This window comes from Rhizobium sullae, assembly GCF_900169785.1.
GTDB lineage: Bacteria > Pseudomonadota > Alphaproteobacteria > Rhizobiales > Rhizobiaceae > Rhizobium > Rhizobium sullae.
The window spans coordinates 24878-50390 of record NZ_FWER01000033.1; the positions used below are offsets into that span (position 1 = coordinate 24878).

General features: G+C 60.5%; 26 protein-coding genes. 17 read left to right on the top strand and 9 right to left on the bottom strand.

Annotation, left to right across the window (positions count from 1 at the left end):
• From BN1800_RS41530 to BN1800_RS25010, 3 genes are read right to left on the bottom strand one after another with little or no spacing between them, the layout of a single operon-like run.
• Positions 1–156 (bottom strand): hypothetical protein, encoded by a 156-nt coding sequence (locus BN1800_RS41530; protein ID WP_167333911.1) that lies wholly within the window; start codon positions 154–156, stop codon positions 1–3.
• Between the two features lie 9 nt (positions 157–165).
• On the bottom strand, positions 166–1869 hold the full coding sequence (gene kdpA, locus BN1800_RS25005) for a potassium-transporting ATPase subunit KdpA (RefSeq protein WP_087001600.1): 1704 nt from the start codon (positions 1867–1869) through the stop codon (positions 166–168).
• Between the two features lie 32 nt (positions 1870–1901).
• The gene (locus BN1800_RS25010) at positions 1902–1991 is read right to left on the bottom strand and encodes a K(+)-transporting ATPase subunit F (RefSeq protein WP_016556800.1); all 90 of its coding nucleotides are present in this window, start codon (positions 1989–1991) and stop codon (positions 1902–1904) included.
• Between the two features lie 453 nt (positions 1992–2444).
• Here BN1800_RS25010 and BN1800_RS25020 point away from each other — a divergent pair, with 453 nt between their 5' ends.
• The 7 genes from BN1800_RS25020 to BN1800_RS25050 all read left to right on the top strand — a co-directional run bounded on the left by BN1800_RS25020 (position 2445) and on the right by BN1800_RS25050 (position 7112).
• Positions 2445–3488 (top strand): NAD(P)-dependent alcohol dehydrogenase, encoded by a 1044-nt coding sequence (locus tag BN1800_RS25020; RefSeq protein WP_087001602.1) that lies wholly within the window; start codon positions 2445–2447, stop codon positions 3486–3488.
• Between the two features lie 223 nt (positions 3489–3711).
• The gene (locus BN1800_RS40545) at positions 3712–4224 is read left to right on the top strand and encodes a hypothetical protein (RefSeq protein WP_143534077.1); all 513 of its coding nucleotides are present in this window, start codon (positions 3712–3714) and stop codon (positions 4222–4224) included.
• Positions 4225–4497: 273 nt separating this feature from the next.
• The gene (locus BN1800_RS25030) at positions 4498–4716 is read left to right on the top strand and encodes a hypothetical protein (RefSeq protein ID WP_027511020.1); all 219 of its coding nucleotides are present in this window, start codon (positions 4498–4500) and stop codon (positions 4714–4716) included.
• Positions 4717–4880: 164 nt separating this feature from the next.
• The gene (locus BN1800_RS41535; protein ID WP_156915295.1) at positions 4881–5195 is read left to right on the top strand and encodes a hypothetical protein; all 315 of its coding nucleotides are present in this window, start codon (positions 4881–4883) and stop codon (positions 5193–5195) included.
• Between the two features lie 26 nt (positions 5196–5221).
• Positions 5222–5431, top strand: coding sequence for a cold-shock protein (locus tag BN1800_RS25040; RefSeq protein ID WP_027511019.1), 210 nt, complete (start codon positions 5222–5224; stop codon positions 5429–5431).
• A gap of 183 nt (positions 5432–5614) precedes the next feature.
• On the top strand, positions 5615–5995 hold the full coding sequence (locus BN1800_RS25045; protein ID WP_027511018.1) for a DUF6481 family protein: 381 nt from the start codon (positions 5615–5617) through the stop codon (positions 5993–5995).
• A gap of 82 nt (positions 5996–6077) precedes the next feature.
• Positions 6078–7112, top strand: a complete 1035-nt coding sequence (locus tag BN1800_RS25050; RefSeq protein ID WP_027511017.1) for a fatty acid desaturase — start codon at positions 6078–6080, stop codon at positions 7110–7112.
• A 170-nt stretch (positions 7113–7282) separates the two neighbouring features.
• Here BN1800_RS25050 and BN1800_RS25055 read toward each other — a convergent pair whose 3' ends face one another.
• From BN1800_RS25055 to BN1800_RS25080, 6 genes are all read right to left on the bottom strand, one after another.
• Positions 7283–8470 (bottom strand): galactarate dehydratase, encoded by a 1188-nt coding sequence (locus BN1800_RS25055; protein ID WP_027511016.1) that lies wholly within the window; start codon positions 8468–8470, stop codon positions 7283–7285.
• Between the two features lie 12 nt (positions 8471–8482).
• Entirely contained in the window at positions 8483–9700 is a 1218-nt protein-coding gene (locus BN1800_RS25060; RefSeq protein WP_087001604.1) for a mandelate racemase/muconate lactonizing enzyme family protein, read from the bottom strand.
• Positions 9697–11421 carry an ABC transporter ATP-binding protein gene (locus BN1800_RS25065; protein WP_087001605.1) on the bottom strand — a complete coding sequence of 575 codons (1725 nt, stop codon included), beginning with the start codon at positions 11419–11421 and terminating at the stop codon, positions 9697–9699. The genes BN1800_RS25060 and BN1800_RS25065 overlap by 4 nt, the downstream gene beginning before the upstream one ends.
• Positions 11422–11428: 7 nt before the next feature.
• Positions 11429–12550, bottom strand: a complete 1122-nt coding sequence (locus BN1800_RS25070; protein WP_027511014.1) for an ABC transporter permease — start codon at positions 12548–12550, stop codon at positions 11429–11431.
• Between the two features lie 9 nt (positions 12551–12559).
• Positions 12560–13546, bottom strand: coding sequence for an ABC transporter permease (locus BN1800_RS25075; protein ID WP_027511013.1), 987 nt, complete (start codon positions 13544–13546; stop codon positions 12560–12562).
• Between the two features lie 94 nt (positions 13547–13640).
• Positions 13641–15581 carry an ABC transporter substrate-binding protein gene (locus tag BN1800_RS25080; RefSeq protein WP_087001606.1) on the bottom strand — a complete coding sequence of 647 codons (1941 nt, stop codon included), beginning with the start codon at positions 15579–15581 and terminating at the stop codon, positions 13641–13643.
• 216 nt (positions 15582–15797) lie between these two features.
• Here BN1800_RS25080 and BN1800_RS25085 point away from each other — a divergent pair, with 216 nt between their 5' ends.
• The 10 genes from BN1800_RS25085 to BN1800_RS25130 all read left to right on the top strand — a co-directional run bounded on the left by BN1800_RS25085 (position 15798) and on the right by BN1800_RS25130 (position 25229).
• Complete coding sequence (locus BN1800_RS25085) at positions 15798–16511, top strand: ribonuclease activity regulator RraA (RefSeq protein WP_087001650.1); 714 nt, start codon at positions 15798–15800, stop codon at positions 16509–16511.
• Entirely contained in the window at positions 16511–17224 is a 714-nt protein-coding gene (locus BN1800_RS25090) for a FadR/GntR family transcriptional regulator (protein ID WP_087001651.1), read from the top strand. Before BN1800_RS25085 ends, BN1800_RS25090 begins: the two co-directional genes overlap by 1 nt.
• 23 nt (positions 17225–17247) lie before the next feature.
• Positions 17248–18078 (top strand): NAD-dependent epimerase/dehydratase family protein, encoded by an 831-nt coding sequence (locus BN1800_RS25095; RefSeq protein WP_027511009.1) that lies wholly within the window; start codon positions 17248–17250, stop codon positions 18076–18078.
• Entirely contained in the window at positions 18075–18953 is an 879-nt protein-coding gene (locus tag BN1800_RS25100; protein ID WP_087001607.1) for an SMP-30/gluconolactonase/LRE family protein, read from the top strand. The genes BN1800_RS25095 and BN1800_RS25100 overlap by 4 nt, the downstream gene beginning before the upstream one ends.
• A 22-nt stretch (positions 18954–18975) precedes the next feature.
• Entirely contained in the window at positions 18976–19905 is a 930-nt protein-coding gene (locus BN1800_RS25105) for a dihydrodipicolinate synthase family protein (protein WP_087001608.1), read from the top strand.
• A gap of 92 nt (positions 19906–19997) precedes the next feature.
• Entirely contained in the window at positions 19998–21584 is a 1587-nt protein-coding gene (locus tag BN1800_RS25110; RefSeq protein ID WP_087001609.1) for an ABC transporter substrate-binding protein, read from the top strand.
• A gap of 6 nt (positions 21585–21590) precedes the next feature.
• Positions 21591–22691: an ABC transporter permease gene (locus BN1800_RS25115; RefSeq protein WP_087001610.1), complete on the top strand. Its 1101-nt coding sequence runs from the start codon at positions 21591–21593 to the stop codon at positions 22689–22691.
• A gap of 5 nt (positions 22692–22696) precedes the next feature.
• Complete coding sequence (locus BN1800_RS25120) at positions 22697–23632, top strand: ABC transporter permease (RefSeq protein ID WP_027511004.1); 936 nt, start codon at positions 22697–22699, stop codon at positions 23630–23632.
• On the top strand, positions 23629–24486 hold the full coding sequence (locus BN1800_RS25125; RefSeq protein WP_087001611.1) for an ABC transporter ATP-binding protein: 858 nt from the start codon (positions 23629–23631) through the stop codon (positions 24484–24486). The genes BN1800_RS25120 and BN1800_RS25125 overlap by 4 nt, the downstream gene beginning before the upstream one ends.
• Positions 24483–25229, top strand: a complete 747-nt coding sequence (locus BN1800_RS25130; RefSeq protein ID WP_087001612.1) for an ABC transporter ATP-binding protein — start codon at positions 24483–24485, stop codon at positions 25227–25229. The genes BN1800_RS25125 and BN1800_RS25130 overlap by 4 nt, the downstream gene beginning before the upstream one ends.
• The last annotated feature ends 284 nt before the right edge of the window (positions 25230–25513 follow it).

The window sequence follows — 25513 nt, forward strand, 5'->3', positions numbered from 1 at the left end:
TCAGCCATGTAGGATTCGAACGGCGGCGAGGATGACGAGGAGGCCGGCCATCATCACCAGGATGATGTCGGAGGCCCGCGCCATCCGCTCGCTGTCACATCCCGGTGAACCGGGATGTGACTTGAAGGGGCTGCGAGGTCTGCGACGAAGGATCATGTCTTCACCTCAGAAGGTCTGGCCGGCGATCATCATCAGGTGCTCGACGACCGGGCCGAGGGCGAGGGCCGGAAAGAAGGTCAGACCGCCGACGATCAGGATGGTGCCGCCCAGAAGCCCGACGAAGAGCGGACCATCGGTCGGGAATGTGCCTGCCGAGGCGGGAACCGACTTCTTGGCGACCAACGAACCCGCGATTGCAAGGGCCGGGATGATGACCAGGAAGCGGCCAGCCAGCATGCCGATGCCGAGCGTGATGTTGTAAAAGGGCGTGTTGCCGGTCAGGCCACCGAAAGCCGAGCCGTTGTTGGCGGCAGCCGAGGTATAGGCATAAAGGATTTCGGAGAAGCCGTGCGGACCGGCCGTGCCGATCGAGGCGACGGCTGAGGGAAGCACGGTTGCGATTGCCGTGAAGATCAGCATGGCAGCGGGCAGGCAGAGAATGGCAAGCACGGCCATTTTCATTTCCTTGGCTTCGATCTTCTTGCCGAGATATTCCGGCGTACGGCCGACCATCAGGCCTGCGACAAAGATCGCGATGATGATGAACAGCAAGATGCCGTAAAAGCCTGCGCCCACGCCGCCGACGATGACTTCGCCGAGCTGCATGTTGATCAGCGGGATGAGGCCACCAAACGCGGTGAAACTGCCGTGCATCGCATTGACGGCGCCGCAGGAGGCGGCGGTCGTGATGACGGCAAACAGCGAGGAGAGCGCGACGCCGAAGCGGACTTCCTTGCCTTCCATATTGCCACCGTTGAGTCCGAAGGCGTGCATCAGCGGGTTGCCGGAGGCTTCCGCCCAGTAAGTGACGCCGACGCCGATGACGAACAGGATGCCCATCGTGGCAAGGATCGCCCAGCCCTGGCGCTGGTTGCCGACCATGCGGCCGAAAACATTGGTCAATGCGGCGCCGATCGCGAAGATGGAAAGCATCTGGACGAGGTTAGAAATGGCGTCCGGATTCTCGAAGGGATGCGCGGAATTGGCATTGAAGAAGCCTCCGCCGTTTGTTCCCAGCATCTTGATGGCAAGCTGGGAGGCAACGGGGCCGACAGCGATTGTCTGCTTGGCGCCTTCAAGCGTCGTTGCTTCCACATAAGGGCCGAGCGTCTGCGGAACGCCGAGATAGACATAGACCAGTGTCAGTATGATGCAGAGCGGCAGCAGCACGTAGAGCGTGCTGCGGATCATATCGACCCAGAAATTGCCGATTGCCTTACCGGACGCGCGCGCAAAGGCGCGGATTAGGCCGACGGCAATGGCAATACCGGTTGCAGCCGACACGAAGTTCTGAACGGTGAGCCCTACCATCTGCGTGAGATAGGACATCGTGCTTTCGCCGCCGTAATTCTGCCAATTCGTGTTCGTGACGAAGCTGACGGCGGTGTTGAACGACAGCTCCGGCGGCACGGAGGTCATGCCGGCCGGGTTATAGGGGAGAACAGCCTGCAGGCGCATCAGCGCATAAAGGACGAGCACGCCCAGGAAATTGAAAAGCAGCATCGAAAAAACATAGGAGGTCCAATGCTGCTCCTCGCGCTCGCTCGTGCCGGCAATGGCGTAAAGCCCGCGCTCGATTGGAACGAGGACCGGTGAAAGGAATGTGCGCTCGCCGTCGAAGACACGCGTCATGTAGCCGCCGAGCGGTCTGACGAGCGCGATGAGGATCCCGCAGTAAAGCAGGATCTGAAGCCATCCGTTGAGGGTCATGGGAGGTAACTTTCAGTACCCGGGCTTCTTGATCAGAAGCGCTCGGGGCGAATAAGAGCGTAGGTAAGGTAAACGGTCAGAAACACCGTCACCGCACCGCTTAAGATATAATCGAGTGTCATGATGTTCCTCGGTTCAGAGCCTGTCGCAGGCGCTGGTATAGGCAAAGCACAGTGCGAAGAATGCGACCGCAATGCCGGGTAGAATGATGTCCATCATCGATCTTGACTCCTGTTGTTGTTCTTTGGAGTCAGACAAGACAAAGGGCACCGTCTTTGAAAGACGGCACCTTTCGGGCTTTCTGGCGCGGAGATGATCTTGCCGATCTCTCGAGCGTGAATATGCTGCCGAAGCGCATAAAGGTTCGAGACGGGGCGGAGGTCGCCAATATAAAAATCTTATAAGTGCCGATGCCCGCTGCCTGCGCTCAATCCCGTCAGATTAGTCGAGCATTTCATCATGCGGTGAGCAAAAGCCTCGCATTTCTGTTGAATTGCGAGGGCCAGGGGTCGTATAGTCGCTCAAACGATGTCCGCGGTGAACCGGACGAAATCATCAGGGAAGGAAACCGACATATGGCCAAAGTCCGTGCGCTGGTCCTGGAACGCCAGCATGAGCTTGCGCTTCGCGACGTCGATCTGCCGCTGGAAACAGGACCGGGACGGGTGAAGATCAGGATCCATACCGTCGGCGTCTGTGGTTCGGACGTGCATTACTACACGCACGGCAGGATCGGACCCTTTGTGGTCAAGGAACCAATGGTGCTCGGTCATGAAGCTGCAGGCACGGTGGTCGAAGTCGGCGAAGGCGTGACGCATCTGAAAGCCGGCGACCGCGTCTGCATGGAGCCCGGCATTCCCGATCCGAATTCGAAGGCAAGCCGTCTCGGCATGTACAACGTCGATCCTGCCGTCACCTTCTGGGCGACGCCGCCGGTTCACGGTGTGCTGACGCCGGAAGTGGTTCATCCCGCCAATTATACATTCAAGTTGCCGGACAATGTGAGCTTTGCCGAAGGCGCCATGGTCGAGCCCTTCGCGGTCGGCATGCAGGCAGCGGCAAAAGCGAAGATTGCGCCGGGCGACACAGCCGTCGTCGTCGGCGCCGGACCGATCGGAACGATGGTGGCGATTGCTGCCCTTGCCGGAGGCTGCGCCCGGGCGATCGTTGCCGATCTCGCCCAGCCGAAGCTCGATATCGCTGCGCAGTACCAGGGCGTCATTCCGGTCAATGTCCGCGAGAAGAACCTGACTGACGAGGTGAGACGGCTGACGGATGGCTGGGGCGCGGACGTGATCTTCGAGTGCTCCGGATCACCAAAGGCCTGGGAGACGATCATGGACCTGGCGCGCCCAGGCGGCGTCATCGTTGCCGTCGGCCTTCCGGTCAATCCGATAGGGTTCGACGTTTCGACCGCCTCGACCAAGGAAATCCGCATCGAAACGGTCTTCCGCTACGCGCACCAATACGAGCGTTCGATCGCACTGCTCGGCTCCGGCCGCGTCGACCTGAAGCCTTTGATCTCGGAGACCTTCAAATTCGAGGATTCGATCAAGGCGTTTGACCGCGCAGTGGAAGCGCGGCCGACCGATGTGAAACTGCAGATCGTTATGGAGTGATCCATTTTTTCGGGAATCCCCGTCGGGTCGAAATGCCCGAGCAGTATCCGGACCGGACAGAATTCGCGAGTGGGCTCCCGGCAGCCCACTCTTTAGATCTCTAACGGCACATATGCGGCAAGCCGGCGATCGTCCATAGTCTTATTTGTACAGACCATTGTCTCGCGAGCGCCGAGCTTCGGATGAGCGCCATTGCGTACGACCGTCAAAGCGTGCATGTTGAATGCCTTCAGCAGCCGGATCAAGGGCGCTGCTGCTTCGGGGCCTCGATGTCCTGGCCCCAACGAAAGGAGGACGAAATGTCTTCCAGCCTCCATCTTTACAGTACCGCTCGCAATCTCGTCAGCGTCAGCGAGTTTGGGTACGGCGAAAACATTCGGGTTCAGCAAATTGGCAAGAGCAGGCCATCGGACGTCTTGCCCCTCAAGCGGATCAATTTCGCAGCATCAGCCGCCAAGCCTTCCCGGGACGGTTGCGAAGTATCCACTGCGAGCTTCTGGAACATTTCGTCGCCACTGAGCGGGCGCAGAAATACAACGCTGCCGCAGCATTGAAGCTGCGATCAACAATCAACCGAAAAACCCAGGAGGACCAAATGGCCAAGGGCCAAGCGCGAAGCAATCGTGAAGTTCGAAAACCCAAAAAGGAAAAGACGGTGACACCTGTCGCCACGGCGCAAGGCACTCAGGTCAAGTTCGCAAACAGCGCGCTTAGCCTCGGCAAGAAGCAGAAATAGCTCCAGTCTTGGAAGCAGCTTTTCGCATGCTTCTGCCGCCGCCGCCGGTACCAAGGGCCTGGCTTTGTTGGGCGCAAGTGCGGGCCGCCTTGAATAAGGCGGCCCGCGTCACCACATCATTGTTGCGTTTTCAGCCTTTTGGCTACCTGATCTCGCCGGTTCGCCCGGCTGCTTGGCAATCTCAGAATTGCAAAACGTCCATAATTCCGCTCTGCGGCGGAAGATAGTCGCGCTGAAGCCATTGCCTCGCGCATCCACGTTTTAGGATACCTCATGATAGACACGACCCGCCACGCGGCGGAGAGCCTGTTCCGACGCACAGCCCCCGAAGGCTCGAATGCCGCCAAGTTGCAGGACGTACGCACCAGACAGATCCTCAGAATGAGAGAACGCAGGCCCGTTGAAATGCAGCAGCGCCTCGAGAATCGTATGAGGCGCGCCAATCTCGAGACCCTGTTTGCCCTAAAGGAGCGTACGCATGGCGATATTTGATTACAGCACCGGTGCAGGACTATACCCCTGCAAGACCGTGAAGAGAACGAGCCGGCTTCGGTACAGAAGGTTTGATTCGGCCGCTGAAGCGCTTCGCTTTGCGATTGAGGACATGCCTGCCTCGCTGCTTCGCGGTTCCATACTAGAGGTTGAGGAAGCCCGCTATGATGGTCAGCAGATGCAGAGGCTTTACGAAGCCGACGCATATCCTCTGCCTAGGCGGGGCGAGAGCGATTCTTTGGAAGTCGAACCGCGCCGAGCCCGGCAATCCGGCTGACGCGACTCCTTTTGGGGATTGCCATCGTAAGTGGTATCAACGCAAGCGTCAAAACAAGAAGTTGACGCGGCCGTCGAAAGTGTCTATACAAAAACCCATCGATACTTTGTTTGCCGATAGTTGTTTTTGCTGCGCCTCGCGCTTCGCGACGAACTTCCTTCTCTCAAAAGTCGAAAACCCGCTGTGCGTCGCCCAGCGGTGATCAATGTTGCTAAGAAAGGGTTCGTTATGACCACTGGCACAGTTAAATGGTTCAATTCCACCAAAGGTTTCGGCTTCATTCAGCCTGACGACGGCAGCGCCGATGTGTTCGTTCACATCTCGGCCGTCGAACGCGCAGGGATGAGCTCGATCGTCGAAGGCCAGAAGCTCGGTTTCGAGCTCGAGCGCGACAGCAAGTCGGGCAAGATGTCTGCCGGCCAGCTCAAGGCCGCCTAAGCTTTAGCCGCCGATGACCACGGATGTACCGACACGGCGGCAAGAGGTTACAAGAGGCCAGGCTCATGTCTGGCCTCTTTCCGTTCTGAGGCACCTTCCGCAGCGCGCGATACCAGCGCAGGTCTTCCCTAGCAGCGCGATGGTACAAGCCTCCCTACCTTACGAGATCCAAAGGAATACCTATTGAGACATTCCAACGACAACGGTTTTGCCGAACGCCGCAATGCCGCGGCGGAGGCAAAGCGAGAGCTTCTGGCAAAGTTCGCCTCCGCCCCGAAATCAGCCGATCCCGGGATGCAGGAGCGGCTTGCTGCGCGTGACGCGGTGATCCGCGCCCGCGAGGCCCGCCGTGCCGAGCGGGAAGCATTGAAGACAGCAGAGAACCAGCGAATTCTTGCCGCTGCGGCGGCGATGGCGGCTGCGGCCGAGGCCGAGGAAAAGGCAGAAGCGGAAGCCCGTCAGGCAGAAATTGCTGATCGCGTTTCACGCGGCGTGGCGGACGAAGCCGCACGCAAGGCCGAGCGTGATCGCCGTTATGCCGCGCGCAAGGCCCGCCAAGCCTGAGGTCCCAAACCACTGCGCCTATGGGCGCAGACAAACCATGCGTGCGCAGATGACGCAAGGCGCGCGATAGGAACCGCTTTTGATGAATGCACATGTCCATACACCAGCCCCGCTTGCTGAAGACAATGTCGGAGCATGGTTGAAGACTCTGGCGAAATATCGCCAGCCTCGTATTGGCCGCTCCGCCTTCGAGCTTATTGTCACCGCCGTCCCGTTCGTGGGGTTCTGGGCTATCGCCTATTTTTCCCTCGTTTACGGCTTCTGGTACGGACTGGCTGCAATCATTGCGGCCGCAGCCTTCCTCCTGCGACTGTTTATGATCCAGCACGATTGCGGTCACGGCTCGTTCTTCGCCCGTCGCGGCATTGATGATTGGACAGGGCGTGTCATAGGCGTACTTACACTGACACCTTACGCCTATTGGCGCCGGGCGCACGCTGCCCATCATGCGTCGGCCGGCAATCTCGACGAGCGGGGCGTTGGTGATATCACGACCCTGACGGTTGCAGAGTACCGTGCGCTTTCGCCCATGAACCGCCTCGGCTATCGCCTCTACCGGCACCCGCTGGTGATGTTCGGCATCGGCCCTGCCTGGCTCTTCCTCTTCAAGCAGCGCCTGCCATTCGGGATGATGAATTGCGGAGCGCTTCCCTGGGTTTCGACCATGGGTACAAACCTCGCGGTTGTCACACTTGCAGGCCTGATGATGTGGATTGTGGGGGTCGGGCCGTTCCTGATGATCCACCTGCCGATCGTGCTTCTGTCGGGTGCGGCCGGCATATGGCTCTTCTATGTCCAGCATCAGTTCGAGGACACGCACTGGTCGATAGGCGACGACTGGCAGTTTCCAAAAGCCGCTCTCCACGGCGCATCCCATTACGATCTGCCGCTGGCGCTACGATGGTTGACCGGCAATATCGGCATTCACCACGTGCATCATCTGTCGAGCCGCATACCTTATTACAGGCTGCCGGAAGTGCTGCGCGACCACCCACAACTTGCCGGAATCGGGCGCATTTCACTCTGGCAAAGCCTGCAGTGCGTCAGGCTCGTGTTATGGGATGATCGGCGCCAGAAACTCGTTTCATTCCGTGAGAGCGCGGCAGCGGCGGCTTAGCGCGTACATTCGGCAAGGTTCCCGGCGGGCCGCCGAACCGACGAAACCATGCTTGCGCTCACGCCGCCGACCCCAAGATACCCGACAATCGAAGTCGGGTTGATGATGGCCATTGGGGACCGCCGTTGCAGCCAGCCGGCGGTCCACTCTTTCGTTTAGTCTACAACTCCTCAGGCAAATGCATAGGAGCCGTCCGGCCGTTTCGGGACGCGCCGTTGCCAATGAACATAACCTTCCTCGGTCATTGCCTTCTCGTCCATCTCGACACCCCAGCCGGGCCGGTCGGGCCGCAGCTCCAGATAACCATCCTTCGGCAGATAGGGATCGGCAACGTACCGCGTTTCGCCCTGCCGCTTCTCGATGTCGATGCCGCCATAAACGTAGGCCTGGCCCTTCGGCAGCCGGTATTCGAGGATCCGGAAGTTCTGCGCAGCGGCCGAGAAATGGACGTTAACTGCAGTTGCCAGCGGACCCATGGGATTGTGTGGCGCGACGCCGACGAAATAGGCTTCGGCGAGTGTCGCAATCCGCCGCATTTCGCTGATGCCGCCGACGACGCAGATGTCGGGCTGTATCAGGTCCGCGCCCTTGACCTGCAGAAGGCGCAGGAACTCGTTTCGATTGTAGAGTGACTCGCCCGTTGCGAGGACGCAGTTGAGTCCCTGCTTGAGGTCGCCCCAGGCCTCGATGTTTTCCGGGCGAAGCGGTTCCTCGTAAAACAGCGGATCATAGGGTGCCAGTGCATTGCCGAGCTGGCGGGCTGCGACCGGCTCGAAGATCTTCGCATGCGCGTCAAACGCGATCTCATAGTCGTCGCGCACGGTTTCACGAAGCGAGCGGAAATAGTCCGCCGAAGCCTTGACGACGTTGCCCCAGCGATGAGCGTGCATGTCGATGCGCCACGGGCTGAGCTTGAAAGCGGTGAAGCCCCATTCCTCATTCAGGCGATCGAACTCGTCGCGAGCCGCCGGCGCATCCGGTGCCGTGTAGACGCCTGCATAGACCTTGATGCGATCGCGCACTTCACCACCGAGCAGTTTGTAGACCGGAACGTTCGCAGCCTTGGCGGCAAGGTCCCACAGGCAGTGATCGAGCGCCGAGATTGCGGCTAGGCCGAGTGCGCCTGGCGGGAACCTGCTTTGCTGGATCAGCAGATTGACGAGATAGTCGACGCGTGTCGGATCCTGGCCTGACAGGAAGGCGTAGAGATAATCCAAAATCGGCGGTAGCGCCTTATCCGGACCATGATTGTAGCATTCGCCCCAACCTGTCAGGCCGTCATCCGTATCGAGTGCGACGATGACGCGGGGACGGTCCTTGTCGCGGGTCATGAAAACCCGCATGCGGTCGATCTTCATCTTTCTGTCCTTCTACCGATTGAAATAAGTGCGGCGCGAGAGGCGCGTCTGCACATAGAGGTGCTCGTTGTAGGTTCCGGGACTGTACGAGCCGGCATTCTCCGGCACGGGTACGGAGACGTTGCCGCCGCTTGGGAAGCGGGCCACGAAGGCCTCGTCGATGTCGCAGCCAAGCCCTGGCGCATCAGGAACGGCAATTGATCCGTCGACCTGTTCAGGATGCGGCACGATGGTCCGCCGGCGGCCGTCCCAGTCGTCGTCGATGCGCTCGAGGATAAGCGCGTTGGGAATCGCTGCAAGCACGTGCAGGGCCGCATATTCGGCGACCGGGCCAAGCGAGCCGGAATGCGGAGCCATCTGGATATGATGCGCCTCGGCCATCGCCGCGATCTTTTTCATCTGTGTGATGCCGCCGGCCCGGCCGGTATCCGGCTGGATCACGTCGACCAGTTCTTTCTCGATGAGTTCCCGTTCGCCGAAGATGGTCGCCGAGCGCTCGCCGGCCGCCAGTGGCACGTGCGCCGCATCGCGAATGCGCCGGTAACCGTCGATATTCTCCGGCGCAATTGGATCTTCGACCCAGAAGAGTTCGTAAGGCTCCAACGCCCTGACCAGGCGGCAGGCATCCGCAGGCGTCAGCCAGGGCGGTCCATGCAGATCGATCGCAATGTCGATATCGTTGCCGACCGCCTCGCGCAACGCAGCGACTTTGCGGACGGGATCGGCGACCCCGCCGCATTTAATCGCCTTGATGCCGCGCTCCTTGACCGCAAGCGCGCGCTCGGGCGTGTTTGCGTGGGAGTAGATCGGGATCCTGTCGCGAACCTTGCCGCCGAGCAGCATCCAGACCGGCACGCCGAGCGCTTTTCCCTTAATGTCCCAAAGTGCCATGTCGATACCCGTCAAGGCGCCGGCGCCGACCGTTCCCAGCATGCCGTGGCCCATCATGGCGATGTGCATCTTCTGCCAGAGACGCTCGATATGGGCCGGATCCTCGCCAATGAGAAGCGGTGCCAGATCGTGGATCGCCGTCTCGATGACCCGCGGCCAACCCGAGCATTCACCGATACCCGTGATGCCTTCGTCGGTGTCGATCTTCAAGAACAGCCAATTTCGTGTGCCGGGCAGCTGTTTGGATGCGCCGTCTCCCGAGCGCTCATCGGAGGCCCATTTCGAGGGGTCTGGTTGCCCGGCATGCATGAGAAAGGTTCTAATTCCGGTGATTTTCATCGCACAGAACTCCCGTTCTTGAGATTGGCTGGTTCGATGTAGCGGAAACGCCGCGAGCGATCCCGGTCGCGTGGATCGGGGCGCGGAATGGCGGAGATGAGCGCTTGGGTATAGGCGTGCTCCGGCGTGTTGCAGATCTTGTCCGCATCTCCAACTTCGACAAGCCGGCCCTTGTACATTACGCCGACACGATCGCACATGTAGCGAATGACGCCGATGTCGTGGCTGATGAAGATGTAGGCAAGGCCGAGCTCGTCCTGCAAGCGCATCAAAAGGTCGAGGACCTGCGAGCGCACGGATACGTCGAGCGCCGAAGTCGCTTCGTCGGCAACGATGATGCGTGGGCTGAGCGTGATGGCGCGGGCAATGCCGATGCGCTGACGCTGGCCTCCGGAAAAAGCATGCGGGTAACGTTCACGGGTCGTCGGATCGAGCCCCACCTGCTCCATCAGGTGACAAATGCGTTCATCGAGTGCCCGGCCGCGTGCGATGCCGTTGACAAGCAGCGGCTCGCCGATGATTTGCGAGACGGTCATACGGGGATTGAGAGAGCCGAAGGGGTCCTGGAACACCATGCGCAGTTCGCGCCGCGCAGCGGCAAGCGGTTGCCCCTTCGCGGTTGCCAGATCGATCATGCCGCCATCAGCGCGGCGATACAGAATCTCGCCCGCGGTCGGATCGATGAGGCGCATGATCGAACGTCCCATCGTCGTCTTTCCGGACCCGCTTTCGCCGACGATGCCGAGCGTCTCGCCCGGCAGGAGAGAAATGGAGACATCGTCGAGCGCTTTGACCTCGCCGAAATCCATGGACACGTTGCGGAGCTCGAGAATTGGCGCTGCCGTCCTGTCGAGCGGCGCCCGCGCCAGCCTGATTTCGGCCTTGGCTTCCAGTTTCAAAACGGAGCCGATCAGCATCCGGGTGTAATCGTCTTTCGGCGCATGAAAAATCTGCTCGACTGGGGCGTATTCCTTGGCGACGCCGTTGTGCATGACGAGCACGTCGTCAGCGATTTGCGCCACGACGCCCATGTCGTGCGTTATGAAAAGCACCGCCATGCCGTAAGCCTTTTGTAGTCGGGCAATCAGGTCGAGGATTTCGGCTTGCGTGGTGACGTCCAAAGCCGTCGTAGGCTCGTCGGCGATCAGCAACTGCGGCTTGCATGCGAGCGCCATTGCGATCATGGCGCGCTGGCGCATGCCGCCCGAATATTGGAACGTATAGCGATCCACGGCTTTTTCCGGGAAAGGAATCTCCACCTGCTTCAGAAGTGATATCGCTTCGGCGCGTGCATCCGCCTTGCTCATCCTGGTGTGAAGACGAAGTGCTTCGATGATCTGGTCGCCCACCGTGTGGACCGGCGAGAGTGACGACATCGGTTCCTGGAAAATCATGGCAATGTCGCGGCCGCGTATGGCGCGGATGTGGCGCCCGCGCGGGTTAAGACTGACGAGATTAACGGAGCGACCGTCTTTGCCATTCAGGACGATGGACCCGCCGCAGATACGGCCTGGCGCGTCTAAGATCTGCAGGATCGAGCGGGCCGTCACGGACTTGCCGGAGCCGCTCTCGCCGACGACGCAAAGCGTCTTTCCCGGCTCGATGGAAAAGGAAAGATCATCGACTGCGCGAAAGGCGCCGTTGCGCAAGGCAAAGTCGACGGTCAGGTTCTGCACCTGCAGGAGCGCCCTGCCAGCCGTGATCGGAACGATGTCGGTCATGCCGGCCTCATTTGTTGTATGGGTCAGCCGCATCGCGCAGGCCGTCGCCGAGAAGGTTGAGCGCCATAACCGCGACGACGACGGCCGCGCCCGGCAGGAAGAGCCATGGCGCCGTGGCGATCGAGCGGATGTTTTGAGCCTCGCGCAAAAGCACACCCCAGGAGATGGTCGGCGGCTGCAGGCCGAGGCCCAGGAAGGAGAGGGAGGTCTCCGCAAGGATCATCGCCGGCACGGCGAGCGTGATCGACGCTATGATGTGGCTCGCGAAACTCGGCAGCATGTGGCGGAAGATGATGCGCCTTTCGCGAACGCCGTCCAATCTCGCGGCAGCGACGAATTCCTCGGTACGCAAGGACAGAAAGCGGCCCCGTACGACACGGGCAAGCTGCGCCCAACCGGTCAGCGACAGGATGATGGTGATCATCATGTACTGGAGCGTTGCCGGCCAGCCCTGCGGGAGCGCCGCCGCCATCGCAAGCCAGATCGGGATCGTCGGCAGCGACAGCACGAAATCGATGACGCGCTGCATGAAGAAATCGATGCGGCCGCCGTAATAGCCGGAAATGCCGCCGAGCACGATGCCGAGCAGCAGCGAAAAGAAGACACCGACAAGGCCGATCGACAGCGAGATCTGAGAGCCCTGAACCGTCCGGCTAAAGACGTCGCGCCCGAGTCGGTCGGCGCCGAACAGCAGAAGAGGGCTCGCCTTGTCGGACGAAGCGATCAGATGGATGTTCGTTCTAAATAAGCCGAGCACCGAATATTCATAGCCGCGCCCGAACAGCTGGACGTCGACCCGTTTCGTCCTGTCCTCCTTGTAGATCGCCGCAAGGGTTTCCGGGTCGCGGGTGAGCTTCATCGCATAGTAGTGCAGATCGATAGAGAGGCCATTGTCCGCGTCGACGAAATGCAGCGCCTGCGGCGGATGAAAGGTCGCCCGAGCGTTCTGCAGGTTCGGATCGTTGATGGCGAAGAAGCCCGGAACGACGGCAACGATGTACATCAGGATGGTGACGACGAGGGCAACCATGGCAAGCCGGTGCCGGCGGAAGGCCCACCAGATGAGCTGCCATTGCGAGGCGACGGCGGCACGATCCGGCGAAAGATTTGTGACAGCAATGTCGGTCACGATCAGCTCCTATTCCAACCGGATGCGGGGATCGACCAGCGCAAGCAGGATGTCGCTGATCAGCGAGCCGATCAGCGTGAGCGCGCAGATCAAAAGCACGAAGGCGCCGGCCAGATACATGTCCTGCGCCATCAGCGCCTGCAGCAACAGGGGGGCCGCCGTCGGCAGATTGAGGACGATCGCCACGACGACGGAACCGGAAATAAGGTTGGGAAGCAGCCAGGCAATCGTCGAGATGAACGGATTGAGCGCGATCCGTAAGGGATACTTCACGAGCAGCCTGAACTCCGAGAGACCCTTTGCCCGTGCCGTCGTGACGTAAGGTTTTGGCAATTCGTCAAGCATGTTCGCGCGCATGACGCGGATCAAGCTTGCGGTCGAGGATACGGCCAGGATGATTACCGGAAGCCATATATGCGAAAACAGGTCGAGTATCTTGGCGAAGCTCCAGGGCGCAGTCTCGAACTCGGACGAAAAGAGACCGCCGACGTCCTGACCGAATTCGACGGCAGCGATATACATCAGCACGAGCGCCAGCAGGAACGAGGGGATAGCCAATCCCAGGAAGGTGAAGGCGGTAAAAAAATAGTCGCCGATCGAATATTTACGCACGGCGGAAAAGACGCCGATCGGAAGTGCGATCGCCCAGGTGGCGATCAGCGTCGAAAGAGCAAGCACCAGCGTCAACGCAATGCGCTCCCAGATGAGGCCGGAGACCGGTTGTTGCCATTCGAAGGAGATGCCGAAGTCGCCGCGGGAAACGATGCCCCATATCCATTTGAAATATTGCACGAGCATCGGATCATCGAGGCCGAAACGCTCGCGCAATTGCGCCGCGGTATTCTGATCGATGACCTCGTTCGACGCAGCAAGCGTTGCGATATAGGTCGTGACGTAATCGCCCGGCGGGAGCTGGATAAGTACAAAGGCCAGGAAGCTGACAGCGAAAAGGGATGGGATCATCCACAGAAGGCGTTTAGCGATGAAGACAAGCATGAGGCATCTCTTGCATTGAACACCGCTTCCGAAGTTTCCGGACAGCGTGCTTGAAAGAAGCGCCGCCCCAAAAGGGCGGCGCGGGAACGGCAAATCAGCTCGTGAAGCTAAACTGCTGGGGCAGTGCCGGTCCCGGATTGGGCCAGGACCAGCTATCCGGCTGCTTTTCCGGGACATTGCGCAGGTTGTTGCGGATGATGCCGAAGCCGCCGACGGCAAGGCAGAGGCCGACTGTCTCGAATTCGTCAGCCGCGATGTCGAAGATCTGCTTCATGATCGCACCGCGCTTGTCGAGATCGGCGGTCGAACGGGCGCCGTCGAAGAGCTTCATGCGTGTCTTCTGACTTTCCGGCGGTTCTTCGCCGCGTGCGCCGTTCGACGTATACCAAAGCGACCACGGAATGGCGTAGCGCGAGCCTTGCGGGTGGAAGGCGAAGAAGTCGCGCGGATCAAGCATCGGATCAAGTCCGCCCGGACCCGGCCAGACCGCCGCATCATGCGCGTTGTCGTCGCCGCGGGTATAATAGAGGGCGCGCTCGATCGTATTGACCTTCATGTCGATGCCGATCTGCGCCCAATGCGCCTTGACCAGTTCCAAGGCATCGACGAGGTCGGGATAGAGCGTCGGAATGACGTCGACCGTGAAAAACACCTTCTGGCCGTCGGGCCGGAGGCGGAACCCGTTCCCGTCCTTCTTGTCGTAGCCTGCCTGATCCAGCATCGCGCCCGCTTTGTCAGGATCGTATTCGGTAAACTGGCGCGCGAGCTTTTCGTGATACCACGGATGCTCAGGGCGGGGTCCGGCCTGGTAGCCTTCGCTCTGCCCGAAATACACGATGTCGATCAATTCTAGCCGGTTGATTCCAAGCGAAAGCGCCTGCCTGAACGACTTGTCGGCAAACATCTTGCGTAGGGCAGGATCCTTGTGGGTCATGTTGAAGTAGATCTGGCACTGCTGTGAGGCGGACGGCACCAGCGACAGTAGGCGGTAGTCGCCTTTGTCCATGTTCTGGGAGAGCGTCGGCTTGTTCGAGAGAACGCTGATATGGCGCTCCTGGATGTCGATCTTCCCGGAGATGACATTCAGCATCAGCGACTCGACGTCCTGCGAGATGCTGAAATTGATCTCATCGACATAGGGAAGCTGGTTGCCTTGGGTATCGACCTGCCAGAAATAGGGGTTCCGGGTCATGACGACGCGCGTCGCGCCGCCGCTGTAAGGCTCCTTCACGACCCATGGATCGAGCGTCGGCTTGGCCGGGTTGCCCCACCGCGATGGAATCTCGATATCGCCGCAGCGCGCGCGGAAGAGATCCGTCCAGCTGCCGGCGCCTGCCTTCGTGACGTCTTCGGCGATATTGGGATTGTATTTCGGCAGGAACTGGCTGCAATAATGCTTCGGAAAGAGTGTCGGATGCTGGCCGAGCGGCGTCGCGAGGTTTTCCAGATAGAGCGCGTTTGCCGCAGCAAAGGTGAATTTCACCGTAAATTCATCGATCTTCTCGACATTGACGGCCTTGCCCGCAACCGACAGCTGCGCAGGCGTCGAGCTGTAGAGCTCGCTGTTCTTCACGCAGTCCTCAATGGCAAAAACGATGTCATCGGCGGTGAAAGGATGGCCATCGGACCAGCGGACCCCTTCGATGAGGTGGAAGGTAAACTGGGAGGCGTCGTCGTTGATTTCCCAACGTTCGGCGAGGTTGGGCATAACCTGCGTAAATTCCAGATTCCAGCGCACGAGGCTCTGGTTGCCGACCATGCGCAGGATGCCATTATGGTCGGATGAACCTCGGAGCCCGCGGCGGAGAGTTCCGCCATAAGTGCCGACCTTTTCGAGAGGCGTCACGACCATCGGCTTTTTCGGCAGCCGTTCAGAGAGCGGCGGCAGCTTTCCGTCCTTGGCAAGCTGCGCCAATGCGGGCGCTTCGCCGCCTGCCGCAGCGACGCGGCCAGCAATGGACAAGGCTGCCACTCCGGCCATGCCTCCGAGCACGGCGCGCCGAGTGACGCCGCGAGACAGTATTTCATCACGCATAGAGTTCCCTCCCGTTTTGTGCCGGCACGACTGTGATCAACCGGCGCGACGAGCTCCCTACTCGTCGCAAGGCGCTCTTCTTTAACGCCGTGGGCCGACCATAGACACCTTCTCAAATAATTACAAGAGTTGACAGATAATGACAGATTTAGTAGCTCTGCGGCATAGAAAATGGCTGTCGCTGCCGGAAAAGACCGCCTCGAGAGTGTGAAAAACATGGAACTGTCAGATGCTGTGCGCGAAAAACTGAAAGCTGTTTCGACGGCGACGCTGACGACGGTGCTGCTGAAGCGCGGCTTGAGGAACGTCTTCATTTGCGGCGTCCACAAGATCAATCCGCAGGCCCCGCGCCTCGTCGGCCCTGCCTTCACGCTGCGCTACATTCCCGCCCGCGAGGACATCGATCACCTTGGCGTCTTTGCCGATCGGAGCCATCCGCAGCGCCGCGCCATCGAGGAGTGTCCGCCGGGCTGCGTGCTGGTCATCGACAGCCGCAAGGATCCTTCTGCGGCATCGGCCGGCGGTATTCTGATTACGCGCCTTTTCAAGCGGGGTGCGGCCGGCGTCGTCACAGACGGCGGTTTCCGGGATACGCCGGATATCGCCGCTTTGCCGTTCGCCGCTTATCACGCGGCACCATCGGCGCCGACGAACTTGGTGCGCCATCATGCGCTCGACATCAATCAGCCGATCGGCTGCGGCGATGTGCCCGTCTACCCGGGCGATATCATGGTTGGCGACAACGAGGGCGTGGTCGTCATCCCCGCTGCGATGGCCGAGGAGGTGGCAAACGAGGCCTTCGAGCAGACGGTCTTCGAAGACTTCGTCGAGGAGCGGGTGCAGGCCGGGCAAGGCATATTCGGCCTTTACCCTCCCGGCGAGGAGGCAGCCGCGGAATTTGCTGCCTGGCGGCAGAAAGAAGGGCGATGATGAAACTGTCGGCCGTTGCCGATTCGAACCGGGGCGCAACGCGCTTCAGTGACATCATCTACGAGAAGATCGTGGGGATGATTGCGGACGGAAACTTTCCGGTGAATGAGCGGTTGCCGCCGGAATCGAAGCTCGCCGTCATGTTCGGTGCATCAAGGCCTGTCGTGCGCGAAGCGCTCGAGCGTTTGAGGGCTGACGGACTGGTCGTCTCGCGCAAGGGTTCAGGCTCCTACGTGCGGCAACGACCGGATTCGTCCATGCTGAAAATGGTCCCGGTCGGCTCCCTTGCCGACGTGCAGCGTTTTTTCGAATTCCGCGCCGGCCTCGAGGCCGAGGCCGCGGAGCTTGCCGCACGCAACTGGCAGCCGGCCGACAAGGAGCGGATAACCGCCGCGCTCTTTGCTATCGAACAATGTCTGCGGGACGGCAAACTTGGCGCCGAGGAGGACCAGGCGCTTCACGATGCGATTGCCATGGCAACCGGAAACCAGTTCCACATCACGGTTCGCGAGTGGTTCAGGCCGCATTTCGCCATCGGGCACTCGGTGACGCGAAGCCTGAGCCTCAAGCGGACGCCCGAACAGATACGCAGCGTCCAGGACGAGCACGCGGTGATCGTGGAGGCAATCTTGGCGCGCAACGAAGCCGAGGCCCATGACGCGATGAAAAGACACATACTGAATGCGCGCGCCCGCATGTTCCAGGGGGTTTGAGCGATGTTGGGGAGGAAGGGACGATGAAACGGCTGGCTCTCACAGGCGCTGCCGGACGCATAGGGACGTTGCTGCGCCCGCTTCTTCGGCCGTATGTCGAGCACGTGCGCCTGATCGATTTCCATGAACCTGCCCGGCTCGGTGAAAATGAAAGCTTCGTCAGGGCTGACCTTACAAGGCTCGATGAGGCAACGGCCGCCCTTGAGGATGTTGATGGCGTCGTCCATCTGGCCGGCATTGCAAGCGGCATCGACATGAACGCCATTTTGCAGGCGAACGTGCTTGGGACATACAATCTCTACGAGGCCGCACGGATCAACAGCGTCCGGCGGGTCGTCTACGCATCGAGCAATCACGCCACGGGCTTTTATCCGCGCGGCCAGATCGTGTCTCCGCTGGATCCTATGCGCCCGGACAGCCCTTATGGGCTTTCCAAATGCTGGGGCGAACTGGTGGGAGGGCTTTACTACGACACCTGCGGCATTCGCACTTTTTCCATCCGCATCGGCAACGCCGGAACCTACCCTAACAGCGAGCGGTCGGTGGCAATCTGGATCAGTGCGCGGGATCTGGCGCAATTGGTCAGGATCGGCCTATCCCACCCGCTTATCGCCGCAACAGTGGTCTACGGCGTTTCCGATACCGAGGAGCCCTGGTGGGACAACGAGGTCGCGGCCAAATTGGGCTATCAGCCGCAAGACCGCCCGCGGGATCATGCGCGCATCGAGGAGCCGTCAGAAGGGCCGGTTGCTCTTGCGTTCCAGGGCGGAGGGTTCTGTGAGATCAATCACGACGGCATCATCCGCACGCGGGACGCCGAGGGTTTGGCCAAGAGCCTGGAGACGGTTCCGTGACGGCGCCGCGGATCATCCATCCGGAAGTCCGTCCGATGCTGCAGCAACCGCTGGGCGTCGGCGAATCGCCGGTATGGGACGAGAAGACCGGATATCTTTGGCTCGTAGACATCCAGGCGCCGGCTATCGTCCGGCTTTCGGCGCAGGGGAAGATCGACAGCTTCCGAATGCCTTCGGCGATCGGCAGCCTTGGGCTTTGCCGTGACCGCCGTATCGTTGTTGCCCTTCGATCGGGCATTCACCTTTTCGACCCCGCTTCCGGAAGCCTCGAGTTTTTATGCGATCCAGTGGGGAGAGGCGTAAATTGCCGCCTCAACGATGGCAAGGTTGGCCCTGACGGCCATTTCTGGGTCGGGTCGATGAGCGAAGCCAAGCCGCAGGTCAATGATGCGGCGCTTTACCGGGTGAGCTCCGATGGCATGGCGCGGACCATCGCAACAGGATTGACCAGCTCCAACGGCCTTGCCTGGTCGCCAGACGGCCGGCGGATGTATCACTCCGACAGCCGCCAATGCTTCCTGCAGGCTTTTGATTTCGATCCGGCCACAGGCGAGCCCGGAAACGCCGGACGGCTTCGGGTCTTCACGGAGGAGGAGGGCCGGCCGGACGGCGCCGCAACCGACCGGGACGGCACCTATTGGAGTGCAGGCGTTTCTGCGGGCCGGCTCAACCGGATTTCTCCAGGTGGCGACATCGTCGAGATTTATATTCTGCCGGTCGCCGCACCAACGATGCCCTGCTTCGGCGGGCCGGATATGCGGACGCTCTTCGTCACTAGCCTATCGAGCGATCGCAGCGGCCATTTCGAAGCGGGTACGGTCATCGCCTTTGACGTGGATGCGGAGGGCCTGCCGCCCTTCCGGTTCAGCAATTGATGGAAGGGAACAGGGAAAGAAGATGAGCATCGCAACCATGCGTCAAGCGCTTAGAGGCGTGTCGGGTGTTCCCGTGACGGCCTATGACGGAAATGGCGAGGTCGAACCCCGGACCACGGCGACGGTCTATCGGCGGGTGGCGATCGCTGGCATTCACAATATCGTCGCTGCAGGAAACACCGGCGAATTCTACGCTTTGACCCCGGAGGAGATCCGCAGCGTGCACGAAGCTGCGGTTTCCGGCGTTGACGGCAGAGCCCCTGTGACGGCCGCAATCGGCAGGTCGCTGCGCGAAGCAATCCGGATGGCCAAGGATGCAGCCGCGATCGGTGCAACGGCGGTCATGTCACACCAGCCCGTCGATCCCTTTGCCGCGCCGTCCGCGCAGATCGACTATTTCTGCAGTCTTGCGGACGCTTCGCCTTTGCCGCTGGTTGCCTATGTGCGGGCGGACGGCTTCAATGTCGACGACATGGTCCGTCTTGCAGCCCACGGCAACATTGCCGGCATCAAGTTCGCGACGCCGGATCTGATGCTTCTCTCCAGGGCCATAGCAGCGTCGGATCCGGCGGGAGCGCTGTTCGTCTGCGGCCTTGCAGAAAGCTGGGCGCTATCCTTCACGGCCGCTGGTGCGCGGGGCTTCACATCCGGCCTTGTCAACGTTGCGCCACAGTTGTCGCTTGCGGTCCACGATGCACTGGCCAAGGGCGATTTCGAAGCTGCACGCGCCATCATCAATCGGCTCGAGCCCTTTGAGCGCATGCGGACGAAATTCCGCAACGGCGCGAATGTTACGGTCGTAAAGGAGGCTGTGGCGCATTCCGGCCTCAACGTCGGACCGGTGCGCGTGCCGGGACTGCCGCTGCTTGATCAAAAGGATCGCGAAGAATTGGTTCGCCTGCTCAAGGGCTGGGAGGTCGCAGGCGATATCCTTGCGCCTGCGGACCAATAGGTTTCCGCGCAGGCGGCAGGCTGAGTTTGAATTCATAACTGAAAGACAAAAGGCGCCGAAACTGCTGCGCCGCGAGATTGGGAGGTCTTGAGATGCTGAAGAACTTGCTGACGACGATCACACTTGCTGGCGCTTTGATCACGGCGCAGCCATCCTTTGCGGCGTCACCACCAAACATGCTGGTGATCGGTACCAATCTTACCGGCATCCGGACGCTCGACCCAGCACAGAACAACGCCCGCACGGTTTCCGAACTGATCTCGAACATCTATGACAACCTCGTCCAGCTGTCGCCGGATGATCTTAAGACGCTGAAGCCGATGCTTGCCACGAATTGGCTCGTTTCCGAAGACGGCAAGATCATCACCTTGACCTTGCGCGACGATGCGGTCTTCCAGAGCGGTAATCCGGTCACGGCCGAAGACGCCGCGTGGTCCATCCAGCGTGTGATCAAGATGGGGCAGGTCGGCTCAACCGATATCGCGCTCTGGGGCTTCACGCCCGAGAACGTGGACAAGCTCGTCCGGGCCAAAGACGAGCACACTCTGGAGATTGAATTGCCACTGGCCGTCAATACCGATCTTGTGCTTTATTCCCTCGCCGGCTCGTCGATCGGCATCATCGACAAGAAAACGGCGTTATCGCACGAGGCGAATGGCGACCTCGCTGGTGCGTGGCTGTCGGCCAATTCGGCAGGAAGCGGACCGTTCGCGCTGGCGCAATGGCGCCCGAACGACGTCGCGATCTTCAATGCGCAGAAGGACTATTGGGGCGGCGCACCGGCCATGGCACGTGTTGTCGCCCGCCACATACCAGAATCTGGCAACCTCAGGCTGCAGCTCGAAGCCGGTGACGTCGATGTCGGCCAATACATCGCAAGCGGCGACCTTGATGCCTTGTCGAATAGCAAGGATATGGTGATCGAGAGCGTTCCGGGCCTCGGCTTCTACTATGTTGCGCTCAACCAAAAGGATCCGGACCTGCAGAAGCCCAAGGTCCGTGAGGCGTTTCAGCACGCGTTCGACTGGAAGGCGATCTCCGGCAACATCATGCGTTATACCGGCTTTCCATGGCAGTCGATGATCCCTCGCGGAATGATCGGAGCGCCGGAAGATGCGGCATCGCGCTACGATTATGATCCCGCCAAGGCCAAGAAATTGCTGGCCGAGGCCGGATATCCGAACGGCCTGAAGAAGGTGCTCAACCCGTCGGGTGCGGCAACCTTGCCTTTCGCAGAAGCGCTGCAGGCGAGCGCCCGCGCCGCCGGCCTTGATCTCAATCTCGTGCCCGGCGAATTCACCCCCGCATTCCGCGAGCGCAAGTATGAGGTCCTGCTCGGCAACTCGGGTGCCCGGCTGCCGGATCCGTTCGCCGTTGCCACGCAATACGCCTACAATCCCGACAACAGCGACGAGGCGCGTCTCGGCAGCTACTACCTCTGGCGGGCCGGGATGAAGGTGGACGAGCTCAATGCGCTCGTCGATCAGTCGATGAAGGAACGCAATGCGGGAAAGCGCGCGGAGATCTTCCAGAAGATGGACGGCATCTACAGCGGCATGGACGCCCCGCTCGTCATCTTCTTCCAGCGCACTGACCCGTATGTCATGCGTGCCAATGTCAAGGGCTATCATGGGCATACGACCTGGTCGACGCGCTGGCACGACGTGACGAAGGAGTAATTTCCCGTGGTGAATGCCGATCTGACATCGAAACGGGATGCGGACCGCAGTATGGACGAGGACGGCGCCGCCCACGCGCCGCCGCCGCATCCGCTCGTGACCATCCTGCGGCGACTGGCAGGGCGTGTCGTGGCGGTCGTGACAACGCTCCTCGGCCTGCTGTTCCTCACCTTTTCGATGGGCCGCCTGCTTCCAGCCGACCCGGTGCTCGCCATTACCGGGGCGGAGGTGAGCAAGGACGTCTATGATCGCGTCTATAACGAGTTGGGGTTGGGACAGCCGATCTGGGTGCAGTTCCTGAACTATGTGCGGAAGGTTGCGACGGGCGACCTCGGCACATCTGCGACGACCGGTCAGCCGATACTCACCGATCTGCTGACCATCTTCCCGGCGACCATCGAGCTTGCCATCATCGCCATGATTGTCGGCGCCCTTGTCGGCGTTCCGCTTGGCATCACTGCGGCCGTCAGGCGCGGCACGATCATCGACCACATCGCGCGCATCGTTGCGCTCGCCGGCCACTCCATCCCGATCTTCTGGACCGGGCTGATGGCGCTCTTCATCTTCTATGCGAAGCTGAAACTCGTCGGCGCATCCGGCCGGGTGGACGTATTCTACGAGGGGCTCGTCACGCCGGTCACCGGCTTCCTGCTGATCGATTCGGCGATCGAGCGCCAGTGGGATGTGTTCCGAAGTGCGCTCGGACACATCATCCTGCCGGGCGCGATCCTCGGCTACTATTCCGTGGCTTATATCAGCCGCATGTCGCGCAGCTTCATGCTGGAACAGCTCAGCCAGGAATATATCATAACGGCGAGGGCAAAAGGGCTCGGACTGCGGAAGGTCGTCTGGCGACATGCCTTCAGAAATATCCGCGTGCAACTGCTGACGATCATGGCGCTCACCTTCGGGGGCCTCCTTGAAGGGGCAGTGCTCATCGAGACCGTCTTCGGTTGGCCGGGACTCGGCCAGTATCTGACCCGCGGACTTCAGATGAACGACATGAATGTCGTGATGGGCGCGGTGCTGACCATTGGGGCTGTCTTCCTGACGATCAACATCATTTCGGATGTGCTTTATCGCATTCTTGATCCGAGAACACGGTGATGCCGATGACAATCTCCGCCGAACACACAGATCGCGCCGCCGACAGCGGCTTTCGCAAATGGCTGCGCGCGCCCGAACCGCGGGGCTGGTTTCAGTCGTCGGTACAGCAATTCCATCAGGGGTGGCTGAAGTTCCGCTTGCATCCGCTCGGTTTGGCTGGGCTGGCAATCATCGGACTGCTGATCCTGGTCGCGGTCGCCGCGCCACTGCTGACGCGTTACGATCCGATCGTTCAGGACATGGCGGGGCGCCTCGCTCCGCCTTCGGCAGAGCATTGGCTTGGCACCGACAATTTCGGCCGCGACGTCTTTTCCCGTGTGATCTACGGCGCGCGCACCACGCTTTACATCATCATGCTCGTTACCGTCATCGTTGCGCCGATGGGCCTTCTGATTGGCACCTGCTCCGGTTATTTCGGCGGCATCGTCGATGAAATCCTGATGCGGATCACCGACATTTTCCTTTCCTTTCCAGGCCTGGTGTTGGCATTGGGCTTTGCGGCAGCGCTCGGTCCCGGCATTACCAACGCGATCATCGCAATTTCGTTGACCGCATGGCCGCCGATCGCCCGGCTTGCGCGCGCCGAGACGCTCAGTCTGCGCAAGGCCGATTTCATCGCCGCCGTGCGTCTGCAGGGGGCGACGCCAATGGCCATCATCACCCGCCACATCCTGCCGATGTGCATTCCGTCGGTGATCGTGCGCGTGACCCTCAACATGGCCGGCATCATCATCACCGCCGCAGGGCTCGGGTTCCTCGGCCTCGGCGCGCAGCCGCCTTGGCCAGAATGGGGAGCGATGGCGGCGACCGGGCGTGAATTCATGCTCGACAGTCCCTGGGTCATTGCTGCACCCGGCATTGCGATTGCGCTGGTGAGCCTTGCGTTCAACCTCGTCGGCGACGCACTTCGGGACGTCCTTGATCCACGAGGTTCGGAATGAGTTCTTCCCTCATCGACATCCGCAATCTCGAGATCGCCTTCGGCGGCGGAGCCGTGCGGGCGGTGCGCGGCGTCAGCTTTTCGCTCGGACAGGAAAAACTCGGGATCATCGGCGAATCCGGATCCGGCAAGTCGACGGTCGGGCGTGCCATCATGAAGCTGCTGCCACCGACTGCCGTCGTCACCGCGGACCGGATGACGTTTCGGGATGTGGATCTCATCAAAGCCGGCGAGCGTAGGATGATGACAATACGGGGGCGACGGATCGGACTGATCCTGCAGGACCCGAAATATTCGCTGAACCCCGTCATGCGGATCGGCGAGCAGATTGCCGAAACCTATCGTTTTCACTATCCGAAGGCGAACGCAAAGCAGGCTCATCAGCAGACGCTCGCGATGCTCGAGGCCGTCCAGATCCGCGATCCGGAAAGCGTGGCTCGCCTCTATCCGCACGAGATATCGGGCGGCATGGGCCAGCGCGTGATGATCGCCATGATGCTGATTGCGGAACCGGAGGTTCTGATCGCTGACGAGCCGACATCCGCCCTCGATGTCACAGTACGGCTCGAAATCCTGGCACTGCTTGATGAACTCGTCGCTCGCCGCAACCTCGGCCTGATTTTCATCAGCCACGACCTGAACCTCGTCCGGAACTTCTGCGACCGGGTGCTGATCATGTATGCCGGCCGCGTCGTCGAGGTCCTCAGGGCCTCTGACTTCGCAAATGCAAGGCATCCCTATACGCAAGGCCTGCTCGCATCGCTGCCGTCGATCGACGATCCGCCCGTACGGCTGCCGATATTGAAGCGCGACCCGGCCTGGCTCACTGACATTGGTTTGGAGACGGCACGGTGATCGAAATCGACAATCTCACGATCCGTTTTGATCCCACCCAGAGGCCGGTCGTCAGGAACGTCAGCCTTGCCATCAAGAAGGGCACGGCTTTCGGCTTGGTGGGGGAATCCGGCTGCGGCAAGTCCACAGTGCTGCGCGCGATATCCGGCCTCAATCCGAATTACGACGGCCGGATCAAGCTGGATGGAAGCACATTGGACCGGCGGCGCGACCGGCCGTTCTTCCGCCGCGTGCAGATGGTCTTTCAGGACCCTTACGGATCACTCCATCCCCGCAAGACAATCCGCGCGCAGCTCAAAGAGCCGCTTCGGAACCAGGGGCTCGCGATCAACTCGGTGGACGTGGATGGCGTGCTGTGGTCGGTTGGCCTCGATCCGTCGCTCAGTTACCGATTTCCGCACCAGCTCTCCGGCGGGCAACGGCAGCGTGTGGCCATTGCTCGTGCTCTGGTACTTGATCCGGCCGTCCTACTCCTTGACGAACCCACGTCTGCGCTGGACGTGTCGGTCCAGGCGGAAATCCTCAATCTGCTGCAGGATCTGCGTAAGGAGCGCGGCCTCACCTATTTGCTCGTCAGCCACGATCTCGCCGTCGTGTCCCACATGTGCAGCCACGTCGCCATCATGGAGGCAGGCGAGATTGTCGAGCAGGTGGATATCGAAAGGTTGCGCAAAGGAGCGGTCGAGCATGACTATTCCCGACACCTGTTGGGCGCGAGCAAACATTACGGAAGGGCGCATTGACCGGTTGGCGAAAAAACCGGCGCGGGCTTCCGCTACGCGCACCAGTGCGAGCCTCGATCGCACTCTTCGGCTCCGGGCCGTGTCGGCCCGAAGCCGCCGATCTAGGAGACCTTAATATTCGAGGATCCAATCAAGGCATTCCACGGCGCGACAGCGCAGTGGGCAAGCCACAGCATAAAGGGTCCCAGGATTTGATAGACAACATCAAGGTCGACGCTCAGGAGCTTGCTGATTATCAGTGTGTTGGCAACAGCAAATCTGTCCACGGCATTATTTTATACTTA

Bases quoted from the DNA above. Each gene is read 5' to 3' on its own strand.
- BN1800_RS25055 (WP_027511016.1), bottom strand. From the start codon at position 8,470: ATGAAGATCGACCGCATGCGGGTTTTCATGACCCGCGACAAGGACCGT.
- BN1800_RS25120 (WP_027511004.1), top strand. From the start codon at position 22,697: ATGACAATCTCCGCCGAACACACAGATCGCGCCGCCGACAGCGGCTTT.
- BN1800_RS25040 (WP_027511019.1), top strand. From the start codon at position 5,222: ATGACCACTGGCACAGTTAAATGGTTCAATTCCACCAAAGGTTTCGGC.
- BN1800_RS25075 (WP_027511013.1), bottom strand. From the start codon at position 13,546: ATGCTTGTCTTCATCGCTAAACGCCTTCTGTGGATGATCCCATCCCTT.
- BN1800_RS25020 (WP_087001602.1), top strand. From the start codon at position 2,445: ATGGCCAAAGTCCGTGCGCTGGTCCTGGAACGCCAGCATGAGCTTGCG.
- BN1800_RS25110 (WP_087001609.1), top strand. From the start codon at position 19,998: ATGCTGAAGAACTTGCTGACGACGATCACACTTGCTGGCGCTTTGATC.
- BN1800_RS25080 (WP_087001606.1), bottom strand. From the start codon at position 15,581: ATGCGTGATGAAATACTGTCTCGCGGCGTCACTCGGCGCGCCGTGCTC.
- BN1800_RS25050 (WP_027511017.1), top strand. From the start codon at position 6,078: ATGAATGCACATGTCCATACACCAGCCCCGCTTGCTGAAGACAATGTC.
- BN1800_RS25085 (WP_087001650.1), top strand. From the start codon at position 15,798: ATGGAACTGTCAGATGCTGTGCGCGAAAAACTGAAAGCTGTTTCGACG.
- BN1800_RS25030 (WP_027511020.1), top strand. From the start codon at position 4,498: ATGATAGACACGACCCGCCACGCGGCGGAGAGCCTGTTCCGACGCACA.
- BN1800_RS25060 (WP_087001604.1), bottom strand. From the start codon at position 9,700: ATGAAAATCACCGGAATTAGAACCTTTCTCATGCATGCCGGGCAACCA.
- kdpA (WP_087001600.1), bottom strand. From the start codon at position 1,869: ATGACCCTCAACGGATGGCTTCAGATCCTGCTTTACTGCGGGATCCTC.
- BN1800_RS25125 (WP_087001611.1), top strand. From the start codon at position 23,629: ATGAGTTCTTCCCTCATCGACATCCGCAATCTCGAGATCGCCTTCGGC.
- BN1800_RS41530 (WP_167333911.1), bottom strand. From the start codon at position 156: ATGATCCTTCGTCGCAGACCTCGCAGCCCCTTCAAGTCACATCCCGGT.
- BN1800_RS25090 (WP_087001651.1), top strand. From the start codon at position 16,511: ATGAAACTGTCGGCCGTTGCCGATTCGAACCGGGGCGCAACGCGCTTC.
- BN1800_RS25065 (WP_087001605.1), bottom strand. From the start codon at position 11,421: ATGACCGACATCGTTCCGATCACGGCTGGCAGGGCGCTCCTGCAGGTG.
- BN1800_RS25105 (WP_087001608.1), top strand. From the start codon at position 18,976: ATGAGCATCGCAACCATGCGTCAAGCGCTTAGAGGCGTGTCGGGTGTT.
- BN1800_RS40545 (WP_143534077.1), top strand. From the start codon at position 3,712: ATGCCTTCAGCAGCCGGATCAAGGGCGCTGCTGCTTCGGGGCCTCGAT.
- BN1800_RS25010 (WP_016556800.1), bottom strand. From the start codon at position 1,991: ATGACACTCGATTATATCTTAAGCGGTGCGGTGACGGTGTTTCTGACC.
- BN1800_RS41535 (WP_156915295.1), top strand. From the start codon at position 4,881: ATGATGGTCAGCAGATGCAGAGGCTTTACGAAGCCGACGCATATCCTC.
- BN1800_RS25095 (WP_027511009.1), top strand. From the start codon at position 17,248: ATGAAACGGCTGGCTCTCACAGGCGCTGCCGGACGCATAGGGACGTTG.